This window comes from Micromonospora zhanjiangensis (genome assembly GCF_042650605.1).
Lineage (GTDB): Bacteria > Actinomycetota > Actinomycetes > Mycobacteriales > Micromonosporaceae > Micromonospora_J > Micromonospora_J zhanjiangensis.
The window spans coordinates 214,872-241,805 of the sequence record NZ_JBHSBN010000006.1 but is presented as its reverse complement, the minus strand read 5'-3'; the positions used below and the strand labels follow the sequence as shown (position 1 = coordinate 241,805).

The 26,934-nt window shown below is 73.1% G+C and carries 24 protein-coding genes; 21 read left to right on the top strand and 3 right to left on the bottom strand.

The window, feature by feature from the left end:
• Nucleotides 1-64: 64 nt before the first annotated feature.
• Entirely contained in the window at nucleotides 65-1,159 is a 1,095-nt protein-coding gene (locus tag ACFOX0_RS11860) for an aminotransferase-like domain-containing protein (protein WP_377544736.1), read from the bottom strand.
• Between the two features lie 138 nt (nucleotides 1,160-1,297).
• Entirely contained in the window at nucleotides 1,298-1,690 is a 393-nt protein-coding gene (locus ACFOX0_RS11855; RefSeq protein WP_377544733.1) for a CBS domain-containing protein, read from the bottom strand.
• A gap of 114 nt (nucleotides 1,691-1,804) precedes the next feature.
• Here ACFOX0_RS11855 and ACFOX0_RS11850 point away from each other — a divergent pair, with 114 nt between their 5' ends.
• The 5 genes from ACFOX0_RS11850 (at nucleotide 1,805) to ACFOX0_RS11830 (ending at nucleotide 5,735) form a co-directional block, all read left to right on the top strand.
• Nucleotides 1,805-2,248 (top strand): NUDIX domain-containing protein, encoded by a 444-nt coding sequence (locus tag ACFOX0_RS11850; protein WP_377544730.1) that lies wholly within the window; start codon nucleotides 1,805-1,807, stop codon nucleotides 2,246-2,248.
• Between the two features lie 31 nt (nucleotides 2,249-2,279).
• Nucleotides 2,280-3,146, top strand: coding sequence for a hypothetical protein (locus ACFOX0_RS11845; protein WP_377544727.1), 867 nt, complete (start codon nucleotides 2,280-2,282; stop codon nucleotides 3,144-3,146).
• Between the two features lie 102 nt (nucleotides 3,147-3,248).
• Nucleotides 3,249-3,980, top strand: a complete 732-nt coding sequence (locus ACFOX0_RS11840; protein ID WP_377544724.1) for a phosphocholine cytidylyltransferase family protein — start codon at nucleotides 3,249-3,251, stop codon at nucleotides 3,978-3,980.
• Nucleotides 3,968-5,035, top strand: coding sequence for an iron-containing alcohol dehydrogenase family protein (locus ACFOX0_RS11835; RefSeq protein WP_377544721.1), 1,068 nt, complete (start codon nucleotides 3,968-3,970; stop codon nucleotides 5,033-5,035). The genes ACFOX0_RS11840 and ACFOX0_RS11835 overlap by 13 nt, the downstream gene beginning before the upstream one ends.
• The gene (locus tag ACFOX0_RS11830) at nucleotides 5,010-5,735 is read left to right on the top strand and encodes a CDP-alcohol phosphatidyltransferase family protein (RefSeq protein ID WP_377544718.1); all 726 of its coding nucleotides are present in this window, start codon (nucleotides 5,010-5,012) and stop codon (nucleotides 5,733-5,735) included. The genes ACFOX0_RS11835 and ACFOX0_RS11830 overlap by 26 nt, the downstream gene beginning before the upstream one ends.
• Before the next feature lie 85 nt (nucleotides 5,736-5,820).
• On the opposite strand, the gene ACFOX0_RS11825 is transcribed toward ACFOX0_RS11830, so the two are convergent.
• Nucleotides 5,821-6,993 carry a glycosyltransferase gene (locus ACFOX0_RS11825; RefSeq protein ID WP_377544715.1) on the bottom strand — a complete coding sequence of 391 codons (1,173 nt, stop codon included), beginning with the start codon at nucleotides 6,991-6,993 and terminating at the stop codon, nucleotides 5,821-5,823.
• A 25-nt stretch (nucleotides 6,994-7,018) separates the two neighbouring features.
• Between ACFOX0_RS11825 and ACFOX0_RS11820 the strand changes: the two genes are divergently transcribed.
• The 16 genes from ACFOX0_RS11820 (at nucleotide 7,019) to ACFOX0_RS11745 (ending at nucleotide 26,857) form a co-directional block, all read left to right on the top strand.
• Nucleotides 7,019-7,879, top strand: a complete 861-nt coding sequence (locus tag ACFOX0_RS11820) for an Fpg/Nei family DNA glycosylase (RefSeq protein ID WP_377544713.1) — start codon at nucleotides 7,019-7,021, stop codon at nucleotides 7,877-7,879.
• A 317-nt stretch (nucleotides 7,880-8,196) separates the two neighbouring features.
• Nucleotides 8,197-9,699: a sugar transferase gene (locus tag ACFOX0_RS11815; RefSeq protein WP_377544896.1), complete on the top strand. Its 1,503-nt coding sequence runs from the start codon at nucleotides 8,197-8,199 to the stop codon at nucleotides 9,697-9,699.
• A gap of 50 nt (nucleotides 9,700-9,749) precedes the next feature.
• Nucleotides 9,750-10,967, top strand: a complete 1,218-nt coding sequence (locus ACFOX0_RS11810) for a sensor histidine kinase (RefSeq protein ID WP_377544711.1) — start codon at nucleotides 9,750-9,752, stop codon at nucleotides 10,965-10,967.
• Complete coding sequence (locus ACFOX0_RS11805; protein ID WP_377544708.1) at nucleotides 10,964-11,719, top strand: LytR/AlgR family response regulator transcription factor; 756 nt, start codon at nucleotides 10,964-10,966, stop codon at nucleotides 11,717-11,719. The genes ACFOX0_RS11810 and ACFOX0_RS11805 overlap by 4 nt, the downstream gene beginning before the upstream one ends.
• A gap of 272 nt (nucleotides 11,720-11,991) precedes the next feature.
• The gene (locus ACFOX0_RS11800) at nucleotides 11,992-14,190 is read left to right on the top strand and encodes a carboxypeptidase regulatory-like domain-containing protein (protein ID WP_377544705.1); all 2,199 of its coding nucleotides are present in this window, start codon (nucleotides 11,992-11,994) and stop codon (nucleotides 14,188-14,190) included.
• Between the two features lie 139 nt (nucleotides 14,191-14,329).
• Nucleotides 14,330-15,028 (top strand): response regulator transcription factor, encoded by a 699-nt coding sequence (locus tag ACFOX0_RS11795; protein WP_377544703.1) that lies wholly within the window; start codon nucleotides 14,330-14,332, stop codon nucleotides 15,026-15,028.
• Complete coding sequence (locus ACFOX0_RS11790) at nucleotides 15,025-16,095, top strand: sensor histidine kinase (protein ID WP_377544701.1); 1,071 nt, start codon at nucleotides 15,025-15,027, stop codon at nucleotides 16,093-16,095. The genes ACFOX0_RS11795 and ACFOX0_RS11790 overlap by 4 nt, the downstream gene beginning before the upstream one ends.
• A 443-nt stretch (nucleotides 16,096-16,538) precedes the next feature.
• Complete coding sequence (locus ACFOX0_RS11785) at nucleotides 16,539-18,305, top strand: DUF4153 domain-containing protein (RefSeq protein ID WP_377544699.1); 1,767 nt, start codon at nucleotides 16,539-16,541, stop codon at nucleotides 18,303-18,305.
• 38 nt (nucleotides 18,306-18,343) lie between these two features.
• Complete coding sequence (locus ACFOX0_RS11780; protein WP_377544696.1) at nucleotides 18,344-18,760, top strand: DUF485 domain-containing protein; 417 nt, start codon at nucleotides 18,344-18,346, stop codon at nucleotides 18,758-18,760.
• Nucleotides 18,761-20,404, top strand: coding sequence for a sodium/solute symporter (locus ACFOX0_RS11775; RefSeq protein ID WP_377544694.1), 1,644 nt, complete (start codon nucleotides 18,761-18,763; stop codon nucleotides 20,402-20,404).
• A 67-nt stretch (nucleotides 20,405-20,471) separates the two neighbouring features.
• Nucleotides 20,472-21,476 carry a DUF5937 family protein gene (locus ACFOX0_RS11770; RefSeq protein ID WP_377544692.1) on the top strand — a complete coding sequence of 335 codons (1,005 nt, stop codon included), beginning with the start codon at nucleotides 20,472-20,474 and terminating at the stop codon, nucleotides 21,474-21,476.
• A 113-nt stretch (nucleotides 21,477-21,589) separates the two neighbouring features.
• A complete protein-coding gene (locus tag ACFOX0_RS11765) occupies nucleotides 21,590-22,351 on the top strand; it encodes an ABC transporter ATP-binding protein (RefSeq protein ID WP_377544690.1) in 762 nt (253 codons plus the stop codon).
• 113 nt (nucleotides 22,352-22,464) lie between these two features.
• Nucleotides 22,465-24,105 (top strand): ABC transporter permease, encoded by a 1,641-nt coding sequence (locus ACFOX0_RS11760; protein WP_377544894.1) that lies wholly within the window; start codon nucleotides 22,465-22,467, stop codon nucleotides 24,103-24,105.
• Between the two features lie 19 nt (nucleotides 24,106-24,124).
• Complete coding sequence (locus ACFOX0_RS11755; RefSeq protein ID WP_377544688.1) at nucleotides 24,125-24,658, top strand: flavin reductase family protein; 534 nt, start codon at nucleotides 24,125-24,127, stop codon at nucleotides 24,656-24,658.
• A 176-nt stretch (nucleotides 24,659-24,834) separates the two neighbouring features.
• The gene (locus ACFOX0_RS11750; protein ID WP_377544687.1) at nucleotides 24,835-25,206 is read left to right on the top strand and encodes a DUF485 domain-containing protein; all 372 of its coding nucleotides are present in this window, start codon (nucleotides 24,835-24,837) and stop codon (nucleotides 25,204-25,206) included.
• Nucleotides 25,184-26,857: a solute symporter family protein gene (locus ACFOX0_RS11745; protein WP_377544685.1), complete on the top strand. Its 1,674-nt coding sequence runs from the start codon at nucleotides 25,184-25,186 to the stop codon at nucleotides 26,855-26,857. The genes ACFOX0_RS11750 and ACFOX0_RS11745 overlap by 23 nt, the downstream gene beginning before the upstream one ends.
• Nucleotides 26,858-26,934: the final 77 nt, after the last annotated feature.

Below are 26,934 nucleotides of genomic sequence, written 5' to 3'. Positions count from 1 at the left end.
GGGCCACGCCGAGCCGGACTCGCGTCACCGCGGTCCGGCCCGCGTGGTCGGTGGGCCCGCCCGGTCAGCCGCGGACCGCGGCGACCGCCTCGGCCAGCCGGCGCACACCCTCCTCGATCCGGTCCGCGGTGACCGCCGAGAAGGCCAGCCGCAGCGCGTGTCGGCCGCCGTCGAGCATGAAGTCGGTGCCCTTGACCACCGCCACCCCACGCTCGGCCGCCGCTGGCGCGATCCTCTCCGCCAGTACGTCGGTGGGCAACTCGATCCAGAGGAAGTAGCCGCCGTCCGGCTCGGTGAACCGGGCCTCGGGCAGGTGGGTGCGCAGCGCCTCGGCGAGCAACCGGGCCCGCTCGCCGAGGGCCGTCCGGACGGTCTCGATCGACCGGTCGATGTCCCCGGAGACGCAGAACTGGTGCACGATCGCCTGGGCGACCATGCCGGGCGAGATGTAGAGGTTCGTCGCCTTCTTGGCGATGTCGGCGATCAGGTCGGCCGGGCCGATCAGGTAGCCGACCCGGACCCCCGGGCAGACCGTCTTGGTGAAGCTGGAGGCGTGCACGACCCGGTTGCCGGTGTCCAGCGACAACATCGACGGCAGCCGCTCGCCGCGGAACCGGATGTCCGCGTACGGGTCGTCCTCGAAGATGATGAAGTCGTACTCGGCGGCGAGGTCGAGCAGTTCGCGCCGCTTGTCCAGGGAGAGCGTGACGCCGGCCGGGTTCTGGTAGTTGGGGATGATGTGGGCGAGCCGGGGGCGGATCCCCGACTCCAGCAGCTTGCGCAACTCGGCGGTGTCCACGCCGTCCGGCTGGACGGTCACCGCGTGCACCTCACCGGCCTGCTGCCGCAGGTTGAGCAGGGTGCGGTCGTACGTCGGGCGTTCCACCACGACGGCGTCACCGGAGGAGACGAGATGGTCGAAGAGGAAGGCGTCGGCCTGCAACGAACCGTTCGTCACCAGCACCTGGTCCGGCGACACGCCGTGCTTGGTGGCGATCCATTCACGCAGCGGCAGGTATCCCACCGATGTGCCGTACGCGGTGATGCCCGCGGGGTCGGCGTCGAAGGCGCGGACGGCCGCGGCCTTCAGTCCGTCGACATCGACGATGTCCAGTGAGGGTGCCCCACGGGCGAAAGAGATCAGCTGCTCGGCGGTCATGACTACCCAGAGTACGGGCGACCGTGGTAGTTGCGCCGCAGGACCGGCCGTGTCCGCATACTGAGCGACCCGACCGGTACGGCACCGCCGATACCGACCCGGCGAGGAGCGGCGTGGCGGTCGGCGACGCCGGTGCGGTCAGAGCCGGGCGGCGGTCCGGTGGCCGGTCCAGACCCGGACGATGTCCCGGACCGAGATCACGCCGAGCACCTCGCTGCCCGCCATGACGACCAGGTGCCGGAACCCGCCCCGGGCCATCGCCTCGGCCGCCTCGTCCACCGTCCAGTCCGGGTCCGCGTAGACCACCTCCGAGGTGAGGTGCGCGGCGGTGCGTTCGGTGTCGCAGTCGAGCCCGGCACCGATCGCGTTCAAGACGTCCCGCTCGGTCATGATGCCGACGCCCTCGGAGTCCGGATCGATGACGATCGCGGAGCCGACCCGCCGTTCGGCCATCATCCGAGCCGCCTGTCGAAGCGTGTGATCCGGTCCGACGACGAGGATCTCACTGGACATCGCTTCCCGTACCTGCATCGCGCATCACCTCATTGGAAGGCCGGACAGGTACGGACATCGTGCTGCCTTCCGTCGATGCGGACAAGACCTCACGCTGCGCATCAGCCCTCCGTGGTGACTAATGTCGACCAGGTGCCCCCTCTCCGCTGCGCTGGTGCGCTGGTCGTGGACGACGACGGTCGGATCTTCATCCAGCGCAGGTCACCCCGGCGACGACTGTTCCCGAACTGCTGGGACATCGTCGGCGGGCACCTGGAGCCGGGCGAGTCCGACGACGACGCGTTGCGCCGCGAGGTCACCGAGGAGACCGGCTGGACCGTCTCGCACGTCCTCGGCCAGGTCGGCAGCTACGCGTACACGGGGGACGACGGGCTGGACCGGATCGAGAACGACTTCCTGGTCCGGGTGGACGGCGACCTGGCCCGCCCCCGGTTGGAGGCCGGCAAGCACACCGAGTTCCGCTGGATCGCCGAGCACGAGACGGTGATCCTGGACGAGCACCGCGAGGCGGGCGACGGGCTGCTCCGCCGCATCGTCGACGACGGTTTCGCGGCGCTGCACTCGATCGGCCTGTGACCGCCGTCCCGACCCGGCCGGTGATGCGCGGGTGAACGATCCGGTCGAGCTGGCGCCGTACCGGTTCGCGGCGCTTGTCGCACCGGCCGTCGACCGGATCTGTCTCGGGGTGCTGCGGGCCGCCGGCGCGGCCGGCCGGCCGGAACTCGACCGGCGGTACGGCGGCCCGGCGGCCACCGGCTTCCTGGTGGACCTGCGCACCCGGCTCGCCGTGCCGGGCGGCACGGTCAGCGGTCCCGGCTTCGCCGCGGTGACCCGGTACGCCGACCCGGCAAGGTGCCAGCGCGCGCTGGACAAGCAGGTGGCGCACGGGATGATCTACCGGACCGCCGGCGGTGGGCTGTGCGCCACCGAGCGGGGCGTGGCCTATCTGACCGAGATCGCCGAGCTGCACGCCCGGGTCACCGAACGGCTCTGGGACGGGCACCGGGCCCGGGTGACCCGGCTGGTCGGCACCGTGGGCCGGTTGCTGGTCCGGGCCGCCCGCCCGGCACCGGCCGACGGGACGGATCCGGCGACCGGTGCGCACCGGTCCGGCCCGACCGACCCGGTGGGCGCGGCGGGCGAACCGGACGAACCGACCTGGTCGGACCAGTGGGCCCGGGAGGCCGGGTCCGCGTTCCACGCGCTCGGCCCGCCGTACGAGCCGGACGGCACCCCGGCCGGCGTGCTGCTGCTGAACCGGCTGAGCACATTGCGTTACCACCGGGCCGACGCGCACGCCGCCGCCTGGACCGCGGCGGGACACACCGCGCGGAGCATCAGCGCCCTGCCCGACGGCCCCGAGCGGCGCGCCATCGAGCTGGAGACCGACCGCCGGGCCGCCGGGCCGTACCGGGCGATCGCCCCGACCGAGCGGCTCGAACTGCTCGCCGACCTGGCCGCCCTGCCCGGCTGAGCACGGCTGCGGCCGGCCGTGCTGTCACGCAGCGCTATCCTCCTGCGGTAGCCGTCGTCCACGGACCGCGGTGCCACCGAACCTGCGGAGAAGGAGTATTCGATGATCGGCCTGGTGCTCGCCGCCGGCGCGGGACGTCGGCTGCGGCCGTACACGGACACCCTGCCCAAGGCACTCGTACCGGTGGACGGCGAGACGACGATCCTGGACATCGCCCTGCGCAACCTCGCCGCGGTGGGGCTCACCGACGTGGTGATCGTGGTCGGCTACGCCGCCGAGGCGGTCGAGGCCCGCCTGGACGATCTCCAGTCGAGGTACGGCGTGAAGATCACCCTGGTGCACAACGACAAGGCCGAGGAGTGGAACAACGCGTACTCGCTCTGGCTGGCCCGGGAGCACTTCGCGCGGGGCGCGCTGCTGGTGAACGGGGACACCGTGCACCCGGTCAGCGTCGAGCGGACCCTGCTGGCCGAGCGCGGACCGGGCATCCTGCTGGCCCTGGACACCGTCAAGAAGTGCGCCGACGAGGAGATGAAGACGGTCTTCGACGAGCACGGCCAGCTCACCAAGATCACCAAGCTGATGGATCCGGCCGAGGCGTACGGCGAGTACATCGGCGCGACGCTGATAGAGCCGCACGCCGCGGCGGGCCTGGCCGAGGCGCTGGAGGCCACCTGGCGACGCGACCCCAACCTCTACTACGAGGACGGCTACCAGGAGTACGCGAACCGGGGCGGCGAGGTGCGCGGCGCGTCGATCGGCGACGTCGAGTGGGTCGAGGTCGACAACCACGACGACCTGATCCGGGCCCGGGAGATCGCGTGCCGCTACTAGCCCGTTCCGTACAGACCCCGCTGCACATCGACGTGCGGCGGGGGGCGGTGGCCGACCTGGGCGCGATCCTGGCCGACGGCCGGATCTCCGCCGGTGGTGACGTCGCGGTGGTGGTCGGGCCGGGCCAGGGCGAGAAGATCGCCGAGTTGATCGGCCCGTCGTTGGGCTCCGCCGACGTCTTCACCGTCGCCGGTGCCACCCTGGACGCCGCCAACGACCTCGGCGCGAAGCTGCGCTCCCGGTCGTACGACGCGGTGGTCGGGATCGGCGGCGGCAAGACCGTCGACGTGGCCAAGTACGCGGCGATGCGGCGCGGCCTGCCGATGGTCTCGGTGGCCACCGCGCTGGCCAACGACGGCATCGCCTCCCCGGTGGCCAGCCTGGTCACCGACGGGATCAAGGGCTCGTACGGGGTGCACATCCCGATCGCCGTGATCGTCGACCTGGACTTCGTGGATGCCGGCCCGGAGCGGCACAACCGGGCCGGCATCGGCGACGTGATCAGCAACATCAGCGCGCTCGCCGACTGGGACCTGGCCCGCCGGGTACGCGGCGAACCGGTCGACGGGCTGGCCGCCTCGCTGGCCCGGGCCGCCGCCGAGGCGATCATCAATCATCCGGGCGACATGGGCGACGACGACTTCCTCACCGTGCTCGCCGAGGGGCTGATCTCCAGCGGCCTGGCGATGGCGGTCTGCGGCAGCAGCCGGCCGGCCAGCGGCGGCTGCCACGAGATCATGCACGCCATCGACACGCTGTACCCGGCGACCGCCTCGCACGGTGAGCTGGCCGGTCTCGGTGCGCTGTTCTGCACCTGGCTGCGCGGTGACCAACGGCGGTTCGCGCAGATGTCGGCCTGCCTGGACCGGCACAACCTGCCCCGCGTCCCGGCCGACGTGGGGTTGACCGGGGAACAGTTCGCCGAGGCGGTGGCATTCGCGCCACGGACCCGGCCGGACCGCTACACCATCCTGGAGCACCTCGACCTGTCGCCGGAGGAGATCCGGGACCGGCTGGCAGACTACGTCGATGCGATCCGCGACCTCGGTGTCTGACGCCACCCGCCCCACCGCCGCCGACTTCTACCGGGTCAACCGGGGTGGTGGGCTGTTCAGCGAGGCGATCAGCCAGCGGATCGGTGCGGCGCTGGCCGTCGGGGCCGACCGGGCGGGGCTGCCGCCGACCGCGTTGACCCTCGCCAACCTGGTGCTCGGGCTGGCCGCCTCGGTGGCCGTGGTCGCGCTGGCGCCGGCGGTGGCCGTCGGGGACGTACCGGCCTGGCCGGTCGGCCTGGTCGCGCTGCTGGCCTGGCAGCTCGCGTACGCCCTGGACTGTGCCGACGGGCAGTTGGCCCGGGTCACCGGGCAGGGCAGCCCGGCGGGCGCCCGGGTCGACGTGCTGTGCGACGTGGCCGCGCAGATCGCGCTGGTCGCGGCGCTGTCCGCGACCGCGGTGGCGCAGCGTCCGGGCATCCCGAGCTGGCTGGTGGCCGGGTTCGCCGGCACCTGGATGGTCAACCTGGTGACCTCGGTGATGCAGGCCGGCCCGAACGCCGCCAGCATGGTCCCGTCCACCTCGCTGCCGGTCCGCCTGGTCAAGCTGATCCGCGACTACGGCGCGGTGATCTTCCTGGCCGGCCTGGTGCTGACCGTGACGCCGGCCTGGACGATCTGGCTGGTCGCCGCCTTCACCGTGATCAACGGCGGCTTCCTGCTGGCCAGCATCGCCTTCTCCGCCCGCTCCTCCCTCCGCTGACACCCACCCGCCCGCTGCCCGCACCCCGCGCCGCGCTGCCGCGCGGCGGGGCGCGGGCGGGGCGCCCGCGCGGGGGTGGTGGGGGTCAGGGGCGGCGGGTGGCCTCGTAGGTGGCGAGGAGTTGTTTCGTGACGACGTCGGGGTGGAAGGTGCGTTCGTAGCGGGCCCGGGCGGCGGCGGCGAGGCCGGGGGCGCCGGCGCGGGCCACCGGCAGTGCGACAGCCAACTCGTCGGGTTCCGGCCGCACGGCCCAGCCGGCGGCCCGGGTCGGGTCGTCCACGCCGAGCAGGTACGGGATGCCGCCCAGCGCGGTGCCGAGCACCGGCCGGCCGGCGGCCAGCGCCTCGATCACCACGGTGGGCAGCACGTCGTGCCAGGTCGGCACGGCCAGCACCACGGCGGTGTCGCGCAGCGCGGCGGCGACGCCGGCCCGGTCCAGCGGCCCGAGGTACTTCACGTCGGTCCGCTCGGCGGCGGCCCGTTCGGCCAGTGGGCGCAGTTCGCCGTCACCGGCGATCCGCAGCGGGCCGAGGTCGCCGTCGGGATGCCGCCGCCAGGCGTCCAGCAGCAGGTCGAGGCCCTTCTCCGGGGAGAGCCGGCCGAAGAACAGGAAACCGTCGCCGAGCGGGGCCGGCGGTCCCGGGTCGGGGACGGCGTTCGGCTTCACCGTGATCCGGTCCGCCGGGATGCCGTAGTCCCGCAGGTGATCGGCGATCGCCGAGGTGAGCGCGATGTAGCGGTCCACCGACCGCCAGGTGGGCCGGTGCACGGCGAGGGTGGTGGCCATCAGCGCGCTCTGCGCCCGGGAGCCGCGGTAGCAGCGGTGCACCACCGCCGGCAAACCGAACGCCCGGCCCCGGCAGTCGGTGCAGATCCGGCCGTCCCGGAAGTACACCCCGGACGAGCAGACCTGCCGGTAGTTGTGCACCGTCTGCACCACCGGCACGCCGTGCCGGTGCGCGGTCCGCACCACCCAGGGCGAGATCAACGGGTACGGGTTGTGCAGGTGCACCACGTCCGGCCGGTGTTCGGCGAGCAGCCGACCCAGGTCCCGCTGGGCCTGCGGCGCCCAGATCGGGGAGATCGGCAGCAGTGCCTTGGCAGTCGCCGGCAGCGCCGGGATCTCGTCCGAGCTGCGCAGGAACGGCAGCACCTCGACCCCGGCCGCGGTGAGCTGGGCGATCTCCAGGTCGACGATGGTGTTCTCGCCGGACGGCTGGGCCTCGCGGTACCGGTTGTGCGCCACGACCACCTTCACACGTCCAGAGGCTACCGTTGGGGACGTGCCTGAGTTACCGGAGGTCGAAGCACTCGCCGCCTATCTGCGGGAGCGGGCGGTGGGTCGCCGGGTGGACCGGATCGAGGTCTCGGCGATCAGCGCCCTGAAGACGTACGACCCGCCGCCGTCCGCCGCGGCCGGCCGCGAGGTCACCGACGCGGGGCGGCACGGCAAGTTCCTGGACGTCGTGCTGGACGGCGAGCTGCACCTCGTGGTGCACCTGGCCCGGGCCGGCTGGCTGCACTACCGGGACGCCTTCTCCTCCGGGGTCCCGCTGCGGCCGGGCAAGGGCCCGATCGCCCTGCGGGTACGCCTCGACGACGGTTCCGGCTTCGACCTGACCGAGGCCGGTACGCAGAAGAAGCTGGCCGCCTACCTGGTGACCGACCCGGCGCAGGTGCCGGGGGTGGCCCGGCTCGGGCCGGACGCGGCGACCGTCGACCTGGCGACCTTCGCCGAGCGGATGCGCGGCCGACGCGGCCAGCTCAAGGGTGTGCTGACCGATCAGCAGGTGCTCGCCGGCGTCGGCAACGCGTACTCCGACGAGATCCTGCACGCGGCCCGGTTGTCCCCGTTCGTGATCAGCGACCGGCTCACCGACGACCAGGTCGCGGCCCTGCACACCGCGACGCGGGAGGTGCTCGGCGGCGCGGTCGAGCGTTCGGTCGGTCAGCGGGCGGCGGAGTTGAAGGGTGAGAAGCGGTCCGGTTTGCGGGTGCACGCGCGGACCGGACTACCCTGCCCGGTCTGTGGTGACACGGTGCGTGAGGTGTCGTTCGCCGATTCCAGCCTCCAGTACTGCCCCACCTGTCAGACCGGCGGAAAGCCCCTTGCTGACCGTCGGTTGTCCCGACTTGTGCGGTAGGTGACCGAAAATCACCGCTGCAAAGAAAATCACTAATCCACCGATGAACTCCGGACTCCGAGGTCTACCGAAGCGGTCATCCATCGGTATAGTGGCCCGGTCGCGGATCCACCGGCGGCAGCACACCGGCTCACATCGAGGTGGTGGGGCGTAAAGTCCCACGGGTCCACGTTCCGGGTGATCCCGCGTGGGAGACTGGAAGTGTGGGCGATCCGAGCCCCTATGGCGAGTGGGCGGCACGTGTCATGCGGGAGGACTTAGGTGAGGTGACGACCAGCCTCCAACGCCCGGCCACCGGCACCGGCCGAGGCGGGCCATTGCGGCACGTCGACAGCTTCGAGATCCAGGGACCAGCACCCCAGTCGCCCAACGGGGTGCCCCGCTCCGCCTGGGCACGGGCCCGCCGTCGGGTTTCCCGCTGGCACCGCCCCTACACGGCGGTGCTGGTGCTCCTCGACTTCGGCGCCGTGGCGCTGGTCAGCCTCATCGCCATCGCCTCGTTCGAGCAGGCCGCGTCCGGCTTCGCCGCGAACCGGGACCTGTTCAACACCATCGCCTACCTGCTGCTGCCGCTGAGCTGGCTGTTCCTGTTGTGGGCGAACGGCGCCTACGACCGGCGGTATCTCGGGCTGGGCACCGACGAGTTCCGTCGGGTGGTCCGGGCCGCGGTCACCGTGGCGGCGACCGTCTCGTTCGTCGCCTTCGCCACCAAGACGGACCTGTCCCGGTTCACCGTGGGCACCGCCCTGGTCGGCACGATGGTGCTGATCCTGCTGATCCGGTTCACCGCCCGCCTGGTCCTGCAACGACTGCGCCGGCAGGCCGGTTACGCCGGGCACCGGATGGTGCTGGTGGGCAACCTGCCGGACGCGCTGGAGGTGCACAAGGCGGTCACCCGCAACCCGTCCGCCGGTCTGGTGCCGGTCGCCATCCACCTGACCGACGGCATCGCCGCGGCCCGGGGGATCGAGACCCCGGTCCCGGTGTACGCCGGCCGGGACATCCTGGCGCTGGTCCGGGAGGTCGGCGGCGACACCATCGCGGTCTGCGGTTCGGCCACCGCCGAGCCGGGTGAACTGCGCCGCCTGGCCTGGCAGTTGGAGGGCTCCGGGGTCGACCTGGTGGTCGCGCCGCAGCTCACCGACATCGCCGGCCCGCGGGTGCACATCCGGCCGATCGAGGGCCTGCCCCTGCTGCACGTCGAGGAGCCGACCCTGTCCGGGCCGGCCCTGCTGGCCAAGAGCCTGCTCGACCGGTGCGCCGCCGGACTCGGGCTGCTGCTGCTCGTCCCGCTGTTCATCGCCATCGCGGTGGCGATCCGGCTGAGCGACCCGGGCCCGGTCTTCTTCCGGCAGCCCCGGGTCGGGCACGAGGGACGGACGTTCCGGGTCTGGAAATTCCGGACGATGTACGTGGACGCCGAGGACCGCCTCGCCGGCCTGGTGGACCAGAACGAGACCGACGGGATGCTGTTCAAGATCAAGCAAGACCCGCGGGTCTTCCCGATCGGCCGGTTCCTGCGGGCCAGCTCGCTCGACGAACTGCCTCAGTTGATCAACGTACTGTGGGGCGAGATGTCGCTGGTCGGGCCGCGACCGCTGCCGGCCGACGACGGCGACTTCCTCGGCGACGTCCGACGTCGGCTGCTGGTCCGACCCGGGATGACCGGTCTGTGGCAGGTGTCCGGACGGTCCGATCTGTCCTGGGACGAGTCGGTCCGGCTCGACCTGTACTACGTCGACAACTGGTCGCTCGCCTACGACCTGAGCATCCTGTGGCGCACCATCGGCGTGGTGCTGGCCCGCAAGGGCGCCTACTGACCCACCCGCCGGGGTGGCGCGGTCGGGGCGCACCGGACAGGATCGACGGCGTGCGAGCCAACCTGTCCGCGGCGCTCGCGGTGCTGGCACTCGTCACCGCGCTGACCGCGGCCGTCTTCGCCGTCGTCCGGTTGCGCGGACGGCGTGGCATCGCCACCCCGATGCAACGGGCCACCTACGACGTCCTGCACACCGCCGGGTTGGCCGCCGAACCGCTGCGGGCCGGCCTCACCGCCGGCAACGCCGCCAAGGTCGTACGCCATCTGCGGGTGCTGGTCGGCGCGGCCGGCCTGGCCCTGGTGGACGACGGGGGCGTGCTCGCCCTGGACGGCGGCGGCGGGCACCACCGTGACCAACTCGTGCTGGCCGCCCGACGCGCGGTGGCCGCCGACCGGTCCACCGTGCTGGGCGAGTCGGAACTGCACTGCGACCGGGTCGACTGTCCGGTGCGCGGCGCGGTCGTGGCCCCGCTGCGCGGACCGGACGGGCGGCCGGTGGGCGCCCTGGTCGCCGTCGCCGACGGGCAGCCGGCACCGGGGCTGGTCCAGGCCACCCTGGAGACCGCGCACTGGGCCGGCTCGCAGCTCGCCCTGGCCGAGCTGGAGTCGTCCCGGGAGCGCCTGGCCCGGGCCGAGGTACGGGCCCTGCGCGCCCAGATCAGCCCGCACTTCATCTACAACGCGCTGACCGCCATCGCGTCCTTCGTGCGGACCGATCCGGAACGGGCCCGGGAGCTGATCCTGGAGTTCGCCGAGTTCACCCGGTACTCGTTCCGGGCGCACGGCGACTTCACCACGTTGGCCGAGGAGTTGCGCTCGATCGACCGCTACCTCACGATCGAACGGGCCCGGTTCGGCGACCGCCTGCAGGTACGCCTGCAGATCGCCCCCGAGGTGTTGCCGGTCAGTCTGCCGTTCCTGTGCCTGCAACCGCTGGTGGAGAACGCCGTACGGCACGGACTGTCGCGCAAGACGGGGGTGGGGATGGTGAGCATCGAGGCGCGGGACGCCGGAGCCGAGTGCCACATCACCGTCGAGGACGACGGGGTGGGCATGGATCCGGCCGGGCTGGCCGCCGGGATGGCCGCGGCGGCCACCGACCCGGCCGACGACTCCGGCCAGCACGTCGGCCTGTCGAACGTGGACGAACGACTGCGGTCGGCCTTCGGGGACCAGTTCGGGCTGGTGGTGGAGACCGGCCTGGGAGCTGGTACGAAGGTGAGCATGCGGGTGCCGAAGTTCCACCGTCACGTCCGGGCCGGCACGTGACCGCCTTCCTGCGGGTCCTCGCGGTCGACGACGAGCCGCCCGCGCTGGACGAGTTGGCCTACCTGCTGCGGGCCGACCCACGGGTCGCCCTGCTGCACACCGCGTCCGACGCGACCGAGGCGTTGCGGGTGCTGCGGGACACCGACGTGGACGCGGTGTTCCTGGACATCCGGATGCCCGGCCTGGACGGGATGGAACTGGCCCGGCTGCTGCGCCGGTTCGCCCGGCCGCCCGCCGTCGTCTTCGTCACCGCGTACGACGACGGGGCGGTGGACGCGTTCGACCTGGGCGTCACCGACTACGTCCGCAAGCCGGTCCGGGCCGAACGGCTGGCCGAGTCGCTGCGCCGGGTGGTGGGTTCCCGGGTGGTGCCGAGCCACCCGGCGGCCCTGGCCCGGACCGAGGAGGACCCGACCATTCCGGTCGAGTTGGCCGGCACCACCCGGATGCTGCCTCGGTCGGCGGTGCGCTGGGTGGAGGCGCAGGGCGACTACGCCCGGTTGCACACCGCCGACGGCTCGCACCTGGTCCGGGTGTCGCTGGCCACCCTGGCCGAACGCTGGGCCGACGCGGGCTTCGTCCGGATCCACCGGTCCTACCTGGTGCAGTTGCGGCTGATCGCGGAGCTGCGGCTGGCCAACTCCGGGTACGTGGTGGTCGTCGACGAGACCGAGCTGCCGGTCAGCCGGCGGCACACCCGGGAGTTGAAGGACAAGCTGGTCCGGGCGGCCAAGCAGGACTGGGGTCGCTGAGCACCGCCGGCCCCGGTGGCGCGCGGCCGCCAGGCGCACCGGAACCGGCCCGCGGGCCGGGAACCCGCCGGGAGGCGACTGCTGGCCCCGCGGGCCGGGAACCCGCCGGGAGGCGGCCGCCGACCGGCCGAAAAGCGGACCACCCGATCAACGCCGGTGACATATCCTCCGGGGGCCGACCGGCGAGCGGGGCGCGGGTCGGGGCGTTTCCGGCGTGTCTGTCGCCGTGCCTGCCCCGCACCCTCCCACCCTCCCACCCTCAGAGGACCTGCATGGGCACTCCTTTTCTGCGCCGGGTGACGCTCGCCGGCGTACTCGTCGCGGTCGCCGCCGTGCCGGCGGCGCCGGCGCACGCCGCGGCCACCGGCTCGATCACCGGGCGACTGACCACCAGCACCGGGGCACCGGCCGCCGACGCCTGGGTCTCCATCGTGGACAGCGAGAGCTGGAACTACGTGGGCAACGCCACCACCGACGCGACCGGCGGCTACACGGTGGCCAACCTGGCCGCCGGCTCGTACCTGATCAGCTTCCAGGCACCGGACAATCCGGAGCAGTACTACCACCAGCGGTCACGCATCTCCGATGCCGACCCGGTGACCGTGGCGGCCGGCAAGGCCACCCGAGTCGACGAGCAACTCCGCCCGACCGGCGTCATCACCGGGCAGATCACCGACGCGGCGGGCGCTCCGGTTCCCGACCTCTCGATCACCGGTCGGGGGGTGGAGACCATGGAACTGTCCTGGGCCCTCACCGACGACCAGGGCCGCTACCGGATGCCGGTGATCCCGGGCCGGTACCACGTCGAGCTCCAGCCGATTCGCGACTCGTACCAGACCCAGTACGTCCCGGGCACGCTCGACGAGACCGCGGCGACCGCCTTCGAGGTCGGCGCGGGCCAGGAGGTCACCGCGGACGACCGGGTGCTGCCCACCGGTCACCTGGCCGGTCGCTTCACCACCGCCACCGGTCAGCCGGCCGCGAACGTCGATGTCGACGTCTTCACGCCGAGGTGGGGAACCGGCGCGTGGGCGCGGACGGACGCCGCCGGGAACTTTGACGTCACCCTCCTCGTCGGCTCGTACAAGATGAACTTCTCCGCCGGGGAGCGCCTCCAGTACTACCGGCAGAAGCTCACCTTCGAGGAGGCCGACACGGTCACCGTCGAGGCGGGCCGGACCACCTCGATCAACGAGAGCTGGCTGCCGACCGGCTCGGTGCGGGTCAAGGCGGTGGACTCCGGCACCGGCGCCGCCGTCGCCAACTTCTGCGTCTCGGACACCTGCAGCAAGGGCACCGGAGTCGCCACCGTGACCGGGCTGGCCCAGGGCCGGCACGAGATCTACGTGTACGCGCCGAACGGCGACTACTTCTCGGCCGACCAGACCGTCGACGTGGTGGGCAACCAGACCGTCGAGGTCACCGTCAAGCTCCGACCCGCCGCGCGGATCAGCACCACCGTGGTCGACCGGGCCACCGGTCGGGCGGTCGCCAACGTCTGCGTCGTGCCGTATCGCGCGGGCGCGCCCACGTACCGGGCCGACGGGTACGGCGACTGCACGGACGCCGCCGGAAAGGTGACCATCGGACTGCTGGAGGCCGGGTCGTACCAGCTGTACGCCGATCCGCGCCGGGAGAGCGGCTACGGCCTGCAGTGGGTCGGCGCGACCGGCGGCACCGGTGACCAGCGGCAGGCAGTCACCGTCACGGCCGGGCTGCGTACGCTCACCGCCGGTCCCGCGATCAAGCTGGACAAGGCCGGTGCCATCACCGGCCGGGTCACCGACGCCGGCACGAACGCGCCGCTGGTGGGTGCGAATGTGAACCTGCTGACCGTCCATCCCGGCGTCGGCGCGGGCGACGGGGCGGAAACCGACTCGACCGGTCGCTACCGGTTCGACGGGCTGGGCCCGTACGAGTGGCCGCTGGTCTTCGACGCTCACGGCTACCCCGCTATGTGGTCCGGCGGGGCGACCAACCGGTACGACGCGACCAGGGTCAAGGTGACCGCGGGCGGCACCGCCAGCCAGGACGCCGCCCTGCGGGTCGGCACCGAGGTGACGGGCGCCGTGAAGGACAAGTCGGGCACCCCGTTCGGCTCGGGCTACATTTTGGCGCACAACTCCGTCACCGGCGACATCGTGGGCTCGTGCTGGATGGACGACGGCCACTACAGCCTGCGTGCGCTGGCCGGGCAGTCCGTCTACCTGACGTACGACGTCTTCGACGCCAACGACCGGCAGTACTCCGGGCAGTGGCCGGCGGCGCCCAGCATGCGCGGCGGGGTGGCCAGCGACCCGGGCGCGACGGGCGCGGCCGGTCCGCGGGGCGCGGTGTCGCCGGCTCCGGCGAGGCCCGGCCCGAGGCCGGCGGGCGGCGGCGTGCCGAACCAGCCCTGGCAGTCGCCGGGTTCGTTCCCGGTGCCGGCGAACGGGCCACTAGTCATCGACATCACCATCCAGACCAACTGACCGGAGACCAGGGTGCGCGGGGCCGGCGGCGAAAACCGCCGGCCCCGCGCCGTAGTTATCCACAGGGGTGACGGGTTCTCCACAGGTTGTTCACAATGCCACCCACCGCCCTCCACGCCGGGTGCCTAGAGTCCTCGGCATGAGCGAGCGCAGTGCCGCCCCGAGCGAGCGTCGGGTTCTGGTCGTCGAGGACGAGCACACCATCGCCGAGTCCGTCGCGGCCCGGCTGCGGGCCGAGGGATACACCGTCGACGTGGTCGGTGACGGGCCCGCCGCGGTGCACGCGGTCCGGACGCTCCGGCCCGACCTCGTCGTCCTGGACGTGATGCTGCCCGGGTTCGACGGGCTGGAGGTGTGCCGGCGGATCCAGGCCGACCGACCGGTGCCGGTGCTGATGCTCACCGCCCGGGACGACGAGACGGACCTGCTGGTGGGGTTGGCGGTGGGCGCGGACGACTACCTGACCAAGCCGTTCTCGCTGCGCGAGTTGGCCGCGCGGGTGCACGCCCTGCTGCGCCGGGTCGACCGGGCGGCCACCGCCGCGCGGCACACGCTGCGGCTCGGCGACCTGGAGATCAACCAGGCCGAACGCCGGGTCAGCCGGCAGGGCGTCGAGGCGCATCTGACCCCGACGGAGTTCGAGCTGCTGGTCCATCTGGCCGGGCATCCGCGCACGGTGCTGCCCCGCGAGCGGCTGCTGGCCGACGTGTGGGGTTGGGCCGACGCCTCCGGCACCCGGACGGTCGACAGCCACATCAAGGCGCTGCGACGCAAGCTCGGCGCCGATCTGATCCGTACCGTGCACGGGGTCGGCTACGCCCTGGAGGTACGGGCATGACGGCGCTGCGCACGACGGCGGTCCGCGCCTTCGACCTGCTGCCGCGACCGCTCGACCCGGTCCGGTCGATCAAGGTGAAGCTCGGCATCCTGCTGGTCGCCTCCGGTGCCGCCGGGATGTCCTACTTCTGGTACGCCATCGAGTGGCTACCCCCGGCCACCTCGCTGATCTCGATCTTCGTCGCGCTGACCACCTCGCAGGTGCTGGCGCACGGGATGACCTCGCCGCTGCGGGAGATGACCGCCGCGGCCCGGTCGATGGCCCGGGGCGACTACACCCGCCGGGTCCGGGCCACCTCCCGGGACGAGGTCGGCGAACTGGCCCGGGCGTTCAACCAGATGGCCGCCGACCTCGCCGTCGCCGACCAACGCCGGCGGGAGCTGATCGCGAACGTGTCGCACGAGTTGCGTACGCCGATCACCGCGCTGCAGGGCGTGCTGGAGAACATCGTGGACGGGGTGGCCGAGCCGGAGCCCGGCACGCTGCGGGTCGCGCTCGCCCAGACCGAACGGCTCGGGCACCTCGTCGCCGACCTGCTCGACCTGTCCCGGCTGGACGCCGGCGTGGTGCCGCTGCGCCGGCTCGACCTGGACGTGGCCGACTTCCTCGACCAGGTGGTGGAGCAGGCCGCGGTGACCGCGTCCGGCGCCGGACGCGAGGTCCACTTCCAGGTACGCCACCCGGTGGCTGCGCTGCGCATCGAGGCCGACCCCGGCCGGCTGCACCAGGTCTTCGCGAACCTGCTGGACAACGCGGCCCGGCACAGCCCGCCCGGCGGCACCGTACGGCTGCGCGCCGAGCGGCACGGCGACCGGGTCTGGTTCGAGGTGAGCGACGAGGGCGAGGGCATCCCGGTCGAGGCCCGGTCCCGGGTCTTCGAGCGCTTCACCCGGGGCGACCGGGCCATCGGCGGCGGCACCGGCCTCGGCCTCGCCATCGCGCACTGGGTGGTCGAACTGCACGGCGGGCGGATCGCGGTCTGCGACCGGCCCACGGTCGGCTGCCTGATCCGCGTCGAGCTGCCGCTGCGCCGGCCCGCCCCGGCGCCGGTCACGTCCTCCTCCTGATCCGCCTTCGCTGATCCGTCTTCTCCGATCTGCTCCCTGACCAGCCTGCCCTGATCCCCCGCGCCCGAGCGGCGGCGCACCGATCCACCTACCGATCCGCGTCGGTCCGGCCGTACCGGGCCGGATCCGTCGTGCCCCGATCCGCCCGCCGACCCGTCCCCGCCAACCGTCCGGCAGCGCCGCCGGTCGACCGGCCCTCACCTTCCGGAGTCACCATGAGCGAGCACGAGCATCCCCCCACCGGATCCACCGCCGACCGACCCGGCACCCCGACATGGACCGGCGGCCCGACAGCCGGGCCGGGTGCCGCGCCGCCCGGACCGGCGGGACCTCCCGGACCAACGGCACCGACCGGACCGGCGCCCGCGCCCAGACCGACGCCCGCGCCCAGACCGGCGCCCGCGCCCGGACCGGCGCCCGCGTCCAGACCGCTGCCGGGTGCGGTGCCGCCGACGGCACGATCGCTGCCACCGGCGGGTGCGGGCGGCTACCCGGTCCTCGCGGGGCCCGCGCCGTCGCTGTTCGCCCAGCGGTGGCCCGGCCCGGCCGTCGGTGCCCGGCCCGCCGTGGTCGGCGGTCTGGTCGCCGCAGCGGTGGTGGGTGCCGTGAGCATCCCGATCGACCGGCCGGGACTCGGCTGGCTGGTGGCCGCCGTCGCCGCCGTGGCGGCGCTGGCGGCGGTCGCCGTCGCGCACCGGACGCCGGGTCCGAACACGTCGCCGCGGTCCGGCAACACGGGGGAGCCGGACCGCGGCGACGCGGGCGACGACACCCGACCGCCTAGCACCCAGCCACGGGACGTCGAGCCACCCGACACCCGGGCACCCGCCACCCAGCCTCGGGACACCCGGGCACGCGACACCCGGGCACGCCACACCCGGGCACGCGAGGCCGGACCAGGTGACGCCCGGCCGCGCGACGGCCGCCCGGCCGGACGTACCGTCGAGCGGCTGGCCTGGGCGGTGGCCACGGTGACCCTGGTCGGCGTCGGCGTCGTCCGCGCGGCCGACTGGCTGTACGTGTTCTGCCTGCTCACCGCGGTCATGACCGGCTGGCTGGCGGTGACCGACGGGCGTACCGTGCGGGGCCTGCTGCTCGCCGCCCTGACCCCGCCCGTGGCGGTGATCCGCGGCGTGCCCTGGCTGGCCAGGGGCACCCGCCGGGCCGCCGGCTCGGCACCGGTACGGACCCTGGCCACCGGGGTGGTCTCGATCGTCCTGCTGGTGGTCTTCGGCGCGCTGTTCGCCTCGGCCGACGCGGCCTTCGCCGGCCTGGTCGACGACCTGCTGCCGGACCTGTCGATCGACACGGTGGCCGAGTGGGTCTTCCTGTTCGCGGTGCTCTCCGTCGTGCTGACCGGCGCGGCGTACCTGCTGGCGGCGCCGGTGGACCTGCGCGGCATCGCCGGTGGCGGGCGGCGGCGGGTACGCCGGCTGGAGTGGGCGGTGCCGGTCGGCCTGCTCGACCTGCTGTTCGCGGCCTTCGTCCTGGTGCAGGTCACGGTGTTGTTCGGCGGCTCGGAGCATGTGCTGCGGACCGCGGACCTGACCTTCGCCGAGTACGCCCGCGGTGGCTTCTGGCAGCTGCTGGTGGTGACCACCGGCAGCCTGCTGGTGATCGCCGGGGCGGGCCGCTGGGCGCCCCGGCGGACCCGGCCGGACCGGCTGCTGGTCCGGCTGCTGCTCGGCACCCTGGCCGGGCTGAGCCTGGTCGTGGTGGCCTCGGCGGTGCACCGGATGAACCTCTACACCACCGCGTTCGGCGCCACCCGGCTGCGGTTGCTGGTCACCGCCTGCGAGCTGTGGCTCGGGCTGATCTTCGTGCTGGTGCTGGCCGCCGGGATCCGGCTGCGGGCCGGCTGGCTGCCCCGGGTGGTGCTCGGCGCGGCGGTGGCGGCGCTGCTCGGGCTGGTCGTGGTGAACCCGGACCGGCTGATCGCCGACCGGAACATCGACCGGTACGCCCGGACCGGGCGGCTGGACGTGGCGTACCTGGCCACGCTCTCCGCCGACGCGGTGCCGGCGATCAACCGGCTGACCGACCGGCAGCGGGACTGCGCGCTGTACCCGATCGCCACGGACCTGACCGAACACCCGGACGACTGGCGGGGAACCAATCTGGCCCGGGCCCGGGCCCGCGATCTGCTCGGTCCGGACGCGCGCCGGGCGCCGAGGCCGGACTGCCCGGTGTACGTCTGGCCTTCCCCGTGACCTCTTGACAATCCGCGCTGGGCGGTGAGACTGCCGGGGTGGCCGACCCCGTTGCCGAACCACCGCCCAGCGCGGCGACCCCGGGCGTACCCCGGCGGTCGCGGATCGTGCTGGCCGACCTGTCCCGGCACGGTCCGGTCCGGGACCGCACCCGGACCGAGCTGACCCAGCAGACCCGGGTCGGCGAGGCCCTGGTCCGCGGCCTGGTCCGGGCCCAGCTCGCGTTGGCGTTCCGGCTGTCCCTGGTGGTGGTCGTCGGGCTGGGTGGGCTGCCGCTGCTGTTCGCCATCGCTCCCTCGGTCGGCGGCGTGACCGTGTTCGGGGTGAACCTGCCCTGGCTGCTGCTCGGCGTCGCCGCGTTCCCGTTCCTGGTCGCCGTGGGTTGGCTGTACGTGCACTGGTCGGAACGGAACGAGCAGGAGTTCACCGAGCTGGTCCAGCGGCCGGAGCGGTAGATGCACAACCCGTACGTGGTACCGGCCATCGTGGCGGTCACCCTGGTCACCGTCATGATCGGCTTCTACGGGCTGAAACTGGCCCGGACCACCTCGGACTTCCTGGTCGCCTCCCGGATGGTGAGCCCGACCTGGAACGCCGCCGCGATCGGCGGCGAGTATCTGTCCGCCGCGTCGTTCCTCGGCACCGCCGGACTGATCCTCAAGTACGGCGTGGACGTGCTCTGGTACCCGGTCGGGTTCGCCGCCGGCTACCTCGCCCTGCTGCTCTTCGTGGCCGCGCCGCTGCGCCGCTCGGGCGCCTTCACCCTGCCCGACTTCTGCGAGCTGCGGTTGGGTTCCCGGGGGCTGCGCAAGCTGGCCACCCTCTTCGTCATCTTCATCGGCTGGTTGTACCTGGTGCCGCAGTTGCAGGGTGCCGGGCTGACCCTGACCACGGTGACCGGCGCGCCGTACGCGGTCGGCGCGCTGTTGGTCGGGGTGGTGGTGACCGCCAACGTGGCGCTCGGCGGGATGCGGGCGATCACCTTCGTGCAGGCCTTCCAGTACTGGCTCAAGCTCACCGCGCTGGCCGTACCGGCGATCTTCCTGGTGCTGCACTGGCAGGCCGACGGGCGGCCGGCGGTCACGCCACCGGCCGGCACCGCCTTCCCCGCCGCGACCACCGTCGTGGTCGAGCGGGACGCCACCGTCACCCTCGCCGACGGATCCGTCCTGCGGGTACGCCCCGGCGACCGGCTCGACTTCGCGGCCGGCGAACCGGTGCCCGAGGTGTCGACGGTGGACGCGAACAACGGACTGGACTGGTTGCTGCCGGACGCCGCCGGCAAGGACGACCGGGGGTTGTTCGCCACCTACTCGCTCATCCTGGCCACGTTCCTCGGCACGATGGGGCTGCCGCACGTACTGGTGCGCTTCTACACCAACTCCGACGGCGCCGCCGCCCGCCGGACGACGCTGGTGGTGCTGGCCCTGGTCGGCGCCTTCTACCTGTTGCCCACCCTGTACGGCGTGCTGGGCCGGATCTACACGCCGCAACTGCTGGTGACCGGCCGGACCGACGCGGTGGTGGTGCTGCTGCCCGGCGCGGCGCTGGGTGACGGCCTGACCGGGCAACTGCTCGCCGCGCTGGTCTCGGCCGGCGCGTTCGCGGCCTTCTTGTCCACCTCGTCCGGCCTGCTGACCAGCGTCGCCGGGGTGATCTCGGCGGACGTGCTGGGCCGGGGCTCGGTCCGCGACTTCCGGCTGGCCGCCGTGGTGGCCGGTACCGTGCCGGTGGTCCTCGCGCTCAACCTGGCCGGCCTGGACGTGTCCCAGGTGGTCGGGCTGGCCTTCGCGGTGGCCGCCTCCAGCTTCTGCCCGCTGCTGGTGCTGGGGATCTGGTGGCGCGGCCTGACCGACGTGGGCGCCGCCGCCGGCATCCTGGTCGGTGGCGGCGCGGCGGTGCTGTCCGTGCTGATCACCGTGCTGGCCCCGCCGGCCGGCGGCTGGCCGGCCGAGGTGATCGCCCAGCCCGCGGCCTGGACCGTGCCGCTGGCCTTCGCGGTGATGGTGATCGGGTCGATGGTCACCCGGCGACGCGCGCCGCGGGACGTCGGCAACCTGATGCTGCGGCTGCACGCCCCGGAGTCGCTGCGGCTCTGAACCCGCCGCGGGACGGTCACACCCGCCGGGCATACTGCGACCCGACGACCGGACGTGGAGGCAAGGGATGCTGTCGATCGGGTTCTCGGTGCACGACATGGCCCGCATCCGGTTCGCCCTGTCCTGCCTCTGGGAGGTGGTGGCGAGCCTGCGGGTGCTGGCCGATCCGGCCGGGCACGCCGTACATCTGCCGTGGGTCGCCCGGGTCCGACCGGCGCTGGCCGCCGCGGGGTTCCGCCCCGGCTCGCCGGACCGGTGGCTGACCCGTCTGGTGCCGCCCGTCGGGCGCATTCCCGACTTCCTCAACCCGCCGCCGGCCACCCTGACCGCCGATCTGGCGGCCGAGCTGGCCGCGCTGCGGGCCACCCCCGCCGAGGTCGTCCGCGGTGATCTCGCGGTGCTCGACGCCGCCGACCGCCGGGCACTGCGCGACCTGTACGACGACCCGGCGACCGGGCTCGACCGGCTGGCCGACGAGGTCGAGGAGTACTGGCGGCTGGCCGTCGCACCGTACTGGCCCCGGATCCGCACCCTGCTGGAGGCGGAGGTGTTCCAGCGGGCCCGGCGACTGACCGAGGACGGCGCCGAGGGCCTGCTCAACGACCTGCACCAGCGGGTCCGCTGGGAGGACGACACCCTCTCCATCACCCACCGGTTCTGCTCGGCCGACACCACCGGGCACGGCACGGGTCTCCTGTTGATCCCGTCGGTCTTCGTCTGGCCCTCGGTGCTGAGCGTCACCTGCGGCGGCTCGGGGGACCGGGCGGTGGCACAGCCCCAGCTGGCGTACCCGGCGCGGGGCATCGCCACCCTCTGGGAGAGCGGCGGCGGCGGGTCGGCCGCCCTCACGGCGGTGCTCGGGCGGACCCGGGCCGCCCTGCTGGCCGCGCTGGAGTCGCCGCTGTCCACCACCGAGCTGGCCCGGCACGCCGGGCTGTCCCCCGGTGGCATCTCCCAGCAACTGGGGATGCTCCGGGCGGCGGGGCTGGTGACCACCCACCGGGCCGGGCACGCGGTCCTGAACACCCGTACCCCGGTCGCCGAGGCGCTGCTGTCCGCGGCCGGGAGCTGACGGTTCCGCGGCCGGTCGGCGGACCGGCGGCGGCGGGAATCCGGCGCGGGGCGGACCTTCGGATCAACCTGCGGTCGGACTCCGTCCTGGCCACCGATGGTTACGGTGGAGGCATGATCGGTGAGGGGCACGCCGCGCTCGCGTTGCGCGGTCTGGTCAAGCGGTTCGACGCCAAGGTGGCCGTGGGCGGGGTGGACCTGGACGTCCCGGCCGGCTCGTTCTACGGGTTGCTCGGCCCGAACGGCGCAGGCAAGACGACCACCCTGTCGATGGCGGTGGGGCTGCTCCGACCGGATGCCGGCGGCGCCTGGGTGCTGGGCCACGACGTGTGGGCCGACCCGGTACGCGCCAAGCAACTGCTCGGCGTCATGCCCGACGGGGTACGGCTGTTCGACCGGCTGTCCGGGGCCGAGCTGCTGGCGTACCACGGGTTGCTGCGCGGGATGGACCCGACGGTGGTCGACCAGCGGGCCGGCGAGCTGCTCGACGTGCTGGCGTTGGCCGACGCCGGCCGGACCCTGGTGGTCGACTATTCGGCCGGGATGAAGAAGAAGATCGGCCTGGCCTGCGCGTTGCTGCACGCGCCCCGGCTGCTGGTGCTCGACGAGCCGTTCGAGGCGGTCGACCCGGTCTCGGCCGCGCTGATCCGGGACATCCTGCTCCGGTACGTCTCCGGCGGCGGCACGGTGATCTTCTCCAGTCACGTGATGGAGGTCGTGGAGCGGCTCTGCAGCCACGTGGCGATCCTCGCCGACGGCGTGATCAAGCGGGTCGGCACGCTCGCCGAGGTCCGCGGGGAGCGTTCGCTGGAGGACGTCTTCGTCGAGGTGGTCGGCGGACGCACCGCCACCGGCGAGGAGCTGGCGTGGCTCTGAACGCGGGACGCCCCGGCGGGCCGGACACGGCCGACCGACCCGACCCCACGGCGGCCCCCGGCACCGGCCGGACCGGGTCCCGGCCGGAACGGGTCGAGGCCGGGGTCCGGCCGGTGCGGGCGTGGCACTTCGTGCGGCTCAAGCTGCGGGTGCTCGGCAACAACTTCCGGGGTCAGGCCTGGCGGGTGGTGCTGTTCGTCCTCGGGTTGGTCTTCGGGCTCGGCTTCGGCATCGCCGGTTTCCTGCTCTCGGCCGCACCCGGCATGACCGGCAGCCAACGGTTCGCCGTGCTGGTGGCGGCGTTCGGCGGTGGTCTGCTGGCGCTCGGCTGGCTGTTCCTGCCGCTGGTCTTCTTCGGCGTGGACGAGACGATCGACCCGGCCCGGTTCGCGCTGCTGCCGCTGCGGCGGCGCACCCTGGTCGGCGGGATGTTCGCCGCCGCGCTGGTCGGCACGCCGGCGCTGGCCACCCTGCTGGCCACCGGCGGGGTGGTGCTGTCGGCGGGCGCCCTGGGCGGGTGGCCGGCCGCGGTGACCGCGTTCGTCGGCGTGCTCGCCGGGATGTCCCTCTGCGTGGCCGCCAGCCGGGCGGTGACCAGCGCGTTCGCCAACATGCTGCGGTCGCGCCGGGTACGCGACCTGGCGATCGTCCTGCTCGCCCTGTTCGCCGCGCTGCTCGGTCCGCTGCAACTCGCTGCGGTCAACGCGGCCACGCACACCGACTGGGGCCGGTTGACCGGGGTGGCCGAGGTCGTCGGCTGGACCCCGCTCGGCGCGCCGTACACGATGGGGCTCGACGTGGCCGCGGGACGGGCCTGGGCGGCGCCGGCCAAGCTGCTGATCACGCTGGCCGCCGTGGCGTTGCTGCTGTGGTGGTGGTCCCGGTCGATCGAGGCGGCGATGGTCGGCGCGACGAGCGGCGGCGCGGCCCCGGCCAGGGGCCGGTCGGCGGCGCCCGGCGGCGCGGTCGGGCAACTCTTCCCGTCCGCCGTGCGCTGGCTGCACCGGGACCGGTTCGGCGCGCTGGTGGCCCGGGACGCCCGGTACTGGTGGCGGGACATGCGTCGGCGGGCCGGCCTGATCACGTTCGCCGTGGTCGGGCTCTTCCTCCCGGTCATGGTCAACCTCGGCAGCGGCGACCTGATCGAGGGCCGGGCGATCACCGCCGCGGCGCCGGTGCCGCTGAGCCTGTCGATGCTCTTCGTCGGGGTGCTCGGCGCGACCACGGTGGCGAACCAGTTCGGCTACGACGGCAGCGCGTACGCCGCGAACGTGGTCGCCGGGGTGCCCGGCCGGCTCGAACTGCGGGCCCGGGCGCTGGCCTTCTCGCTGTACATCGTGCCGGTGCTGACGGTCATCGCGATCGGCGTGCCGCTGTTCCTGGGCCGACCGGCCTGGATCGGGCTGGTGGCCGGCGTGATCTTCGCCGCCTACGGCAGCGGCCTGGCGGTCAACCAGTACGTGTCGGTGCTCGGCGGGTACGCGTTGCCCGAGACGACCAACCCGTTCGCCATGAACACCGGTGGCGGCGCGGCGAAGAGCCTGTTCGGCCTCCTCGGGATGATCGCCGCGGCCGCCGTCGCGACGCCGGTGACGGTGGCCGGCATCCTGCTCGGCGGGGCCTGGCTGTGGGTCGGGTTCCCGGTCGGGCTGGCGTACGGGCTGGCCGCGGCGGCGCTGGGCACGTACCTCGCCGGCGACGTGCTGGACCGCCGACAGCCCGAACTGCTTCAGGCGGTCACTCCCCGGCGGTGAGCGGGCCGGGGGCGGCACAATGTTTCACGTGAATCCAGAACCCGGCGGACAGATCCACCACACCGATCCGTTCGCCACCCCGGCCGGGCAGCGGTCCCCCGTACGCCGGTTCCGGGGTCGCCTGCCGGCGGCGGTGACGCTCTGGACGGCGCCCGGCCCGGCCGGTCTGACGGTCTCCTCGACGCTGGTCGCCGACGGCGACCCGGCCCGGCTGCTCGGGTTGATCGACGAGGATTCCGACCTGTGGGCGGCGGCGTCGGCGGCCGGGCGGTTCGCCGTCACGCCGCTCGGACCCGGGCACCGCCAGTTGGCCGACCGGTTCGCCGGCCTGTTCCCCGCGCCCGGCGGCCTGTTCGCCGCCGGCGCCTGGACCGAGACCGGGTACGGCCCGGTGCCGGCCGACGGCGCCGGCTGGGCGGGCTGCCGGCTGGACGACAGCCGGGAGTACGGCTGGGGCCGGTTGGTCGAGGCGACCGTCGAGACCGTCGAGTTCACCGGCGACGCCGGCCCGCTGGTGCACTACCGCGGTCGATACCGCGAACTCACCGACTGACCGCCCGCCCGGCACCGGCCACCGCGCCGCTCGTCGGCGTGAGCGAGGTCACTCGGCGCAGCCAACGGCCCGTTCGGCGCAGTGCGCGACCGCGACCCGACCGATGCCTTTCCCGGCACGGCGCGGCTACCTACCGTGCGCGTAATCCCGCACACCTGTGAAGGGTGGTGAGTCGCATGTCTACAGATACCCCCGCCGACACCCCGGCCCCGGCGTCCGCATCGGAGCGGTACGTCACGGTCCAGAACTCGGCGGAGTTCGCCGGGCTGCGCAAGGCGTTGCGCGGCTTCGTCTTCCCGATGACCGTGGCGTTCTTCCTCTGGTACGCGCTCTACGTGATCCTCTCGGCCTACGCCCGCGATTTCATGGGCACCAAGCTCGTGGGCAACATCAACGTGGCGTTGCTGTTCGGGCTGTTGCAGTTCGTCTCGACGTTCGTGATCGCCTGGCTCTACTCCCGGTACGCCGACCGCCGGATCGACCCGGTGGCCGACTCGATCCGGGCCGACCTGGGGGAGGTGAAGCATGAGGACGTTCCTCGCGGCTGAGGCGACCAACAGCACCGCCCGCACGATCACCATCGTGCTGTTCCTGTTGCTGGTGGCGGTGACCCTCGGCATCACGGTCTGGGCGAGCCGGCAGACCAAGACGGCCACCGACTTCTACGCCGGCGGTCGGTCGTTCTCCGGCTTCCAGAACGGCATGGCCATCGGCGGTGACTACATGTCGGCCGCCTCGTTCCTCGGCATCGCCGGCCTGATCGCCCTCTACGGCTACGACGGGTTCCTCTACTCGATCGGCTTCCTGGTCGCCTGGCTGGTGGCGTTGCTGCTGGTGGCGGAGCTGCTGCGCAACTCGGGCCGGTACACGATGGCCGACGTGCTGGCGTTCCGGATGCGGCAGCGGCCGGTCCGGACCGCGGCGGCGGTCTCCACCATCACCGTGTCGATCTTCTACCTGCTGGCCCAGATGGTCGGCGCGGGCGCACTGGTGGCGCTGCTGCTCGGGATCAAGCCGGGCACCACGTTCCTGGGCATGGACGCCGACGCCGCCAAGGTCGCCACCATCATCCTGGTCGGCGCACTGATGATCATTTACGTCACGGTGGGCGGCATGAAGGGCACCACCTACGTGCAGATCGTCAAGGCGGTGCTGCTGATGGGCGGCACCCTGGTGATGACCCTGCTGGTGCTGGTGCACTACAAGTTCAACATCTCCTCGCTGCTCGGCGACGCGGCCCGGGTCTCCGGCAAGGGGGAGGCGTTCCTGGAACCCGGGCTGAGATACGGCGTGGAGACCGCCGGTGACGCGACGAAGACCTTCTACAGCAAGATGGACCTGCTGTCGCTGGGGATGGCGCTGGTGCTCGGCACCGCCGGCCTGCCGCACATCCTGATCCGGTTCTACACCGTGCCCACCGCGCGGGCGGCCCGCAAGAGCGTGCTCTGGGCGATCGGCATCATCGGCACCTTCTACCTGTTCACCCTGGCGCTGGGCTTCGGCGCGGCGGCCCTGGTGGGCGGTAAGGAGATCACCGCGCAGGACAAGGCGGGCAACACGGCCGCCCCGCAGTTGGCCCAGAAGCTCGGCCTCGACTACCTGGGCGGCGAGATCGGCGGGGCGACCCTGCTCGCCATCATCGCGGCGGTCGCCTTCGCCACCATCCTGGCCGTGGTCGCCGGACTCACCCTGGCCTCCTCGTCCAGCCTGGCGCACGACTTCTACGCCAACGTGGTCAAGCGGGGCGAGGCGTCCGAGCGGCAGGAGGTGAACGTCGCCCGGATCTCGGCCTTCGTGATCGGGGCGATCGCCATCGCGCTGTCGATCTTCGCGCAGAGCCTGAACGTGGCCTTCCTGGTGGCGCTGGCCTTCGCCGTCGCCGCGTCCGGCAATCTGCCGGCCATTCTCTACAGCCTGTTCTGGAAGCGGTTCAACACCTCCGGCGCGGTGTGGGCGATCTACGGCGGCCTGATCGCCGCGGTCGTCCTGGTGTTCTTCTCGCCGGTCGTCTCCGGTGCGCCCACCGCGATGTTCCCGGACTCCGACTGGCACTGGTTCCCGCTGTCCAACCCGGGCATCATCTCCATCCCGGTGGGCTTCCTGTGCGGCTGGATCGGCACCCTGCTGTCCAAGGAACGCGACGACGCGAAGTACGCCGAACTGGAGGTCCGCTCGCTCACCGGAGCCGGCGCCCACTGACCCTCCACCCCCCGAAAGCGGCGCCCCGTCCGGTCATCGACCGGGCGGGGCGCCGCGCGTATCCGGGTCGGACCCGA

Excerpts from the sequence above, each read along its gene's own strand:
- ACFOX0_RS11860 (WP_377544736.1), bottom strand. The coding sequence starts at position 1,159 with ATGACCGCCGAGCAGCTGATCTCTTTCGCCCGTGGGGCACCCTCACTG.
- ACFOX0_RS11855 (WP_377544733.1), bottom strand. The coding sequence starts at position 1,690 with ATGCAGGTACGGGAAGCGATGTCCAGTGAGATCCTCGTCGTCGGACCG.
- ACFOX0_RS11840 (WP_377544724.1), top strand. The coding sequence starts at position 3,249 with ATGATCGGCCTGGTGCTCGCCGCCGGCGCGGGACGTCGGCTGCGGCCG.
- ACFOX0_RS11830 (WP_377544718.1), top strand. The coding sequence starts at position 5,010 with ATGCGATCCGCGACCTCGGTGTCTGACGCCACCCGCCCCACCGCCGCC.
- ACFOX0_RS11800 (WP_377544705.1), top strand. The coding sequence starts at position 11,992 with ATGGGCACTCCTTTTCTGCGCCGGGTGACGCTCGCCGGCGTACTCGTC.
- ACFOX0_RS11795 (WP_377544703.1), top strand. The coding sequence starts at position 14,330 with ATGAGCGAGCGCAGTGCCGCCCCGAGCGAGCGTCGGGTTCTGGTCGTC.
- ACFOX0_RS11790 (WP_377544701.1), top strand. The coding sequence starts at position 15,025 with ATGACGGCGCTGCGCACGACGGCGGTCCGCGCCTTCGACCTGCTGCCG.
- ACFOX0_RS11775 (WP_377544694.1), top strand. The coding sequence starts at position 18,761 with ATGCACAACCCGTACGTGGTACCGGCCATCGTGGCGGTCACCCTGGTC.
- ACFOX0_RS11770 (WP_377544692.1), top strand. The coding sequence starts at position 20,472 with ATGCTGTCGATCGGGTTCTCGGTGCACGACATGGCCCGCATCCGGTTC.
- ACFOX0_RS11765 (WP_377544690.1), top strand. The coding sequence starts at position 21,590 with ATGATCGGTGAGGGGCACGCCGCGCTCGCGTTGCGCGGTCTGGTCAAG.
- ACFOX0_RS11755 (WP_377544688.1), top strand. The coding sequence starts at position 24,125 with ATGTTTCACGTGAATCCAGAACCCGGCGGACAGATCCACCACACCGAT.
- ACFOX0_RS11750 (WP_377544687.1), top strand. The coding sequence starts at position 24,835 with ATGTCTACAGATACCCCCGCCGACACCCCGGCCCCGGCGTCCGCATCG.
- ACFOX0_RS11745 (WP_377544685.1), top strand. The coding sequence starts at position 25,184 with ATGAGGACGTTCCTCGCGGCTGAGGCGACCAACAGCACCGCCCGCACG.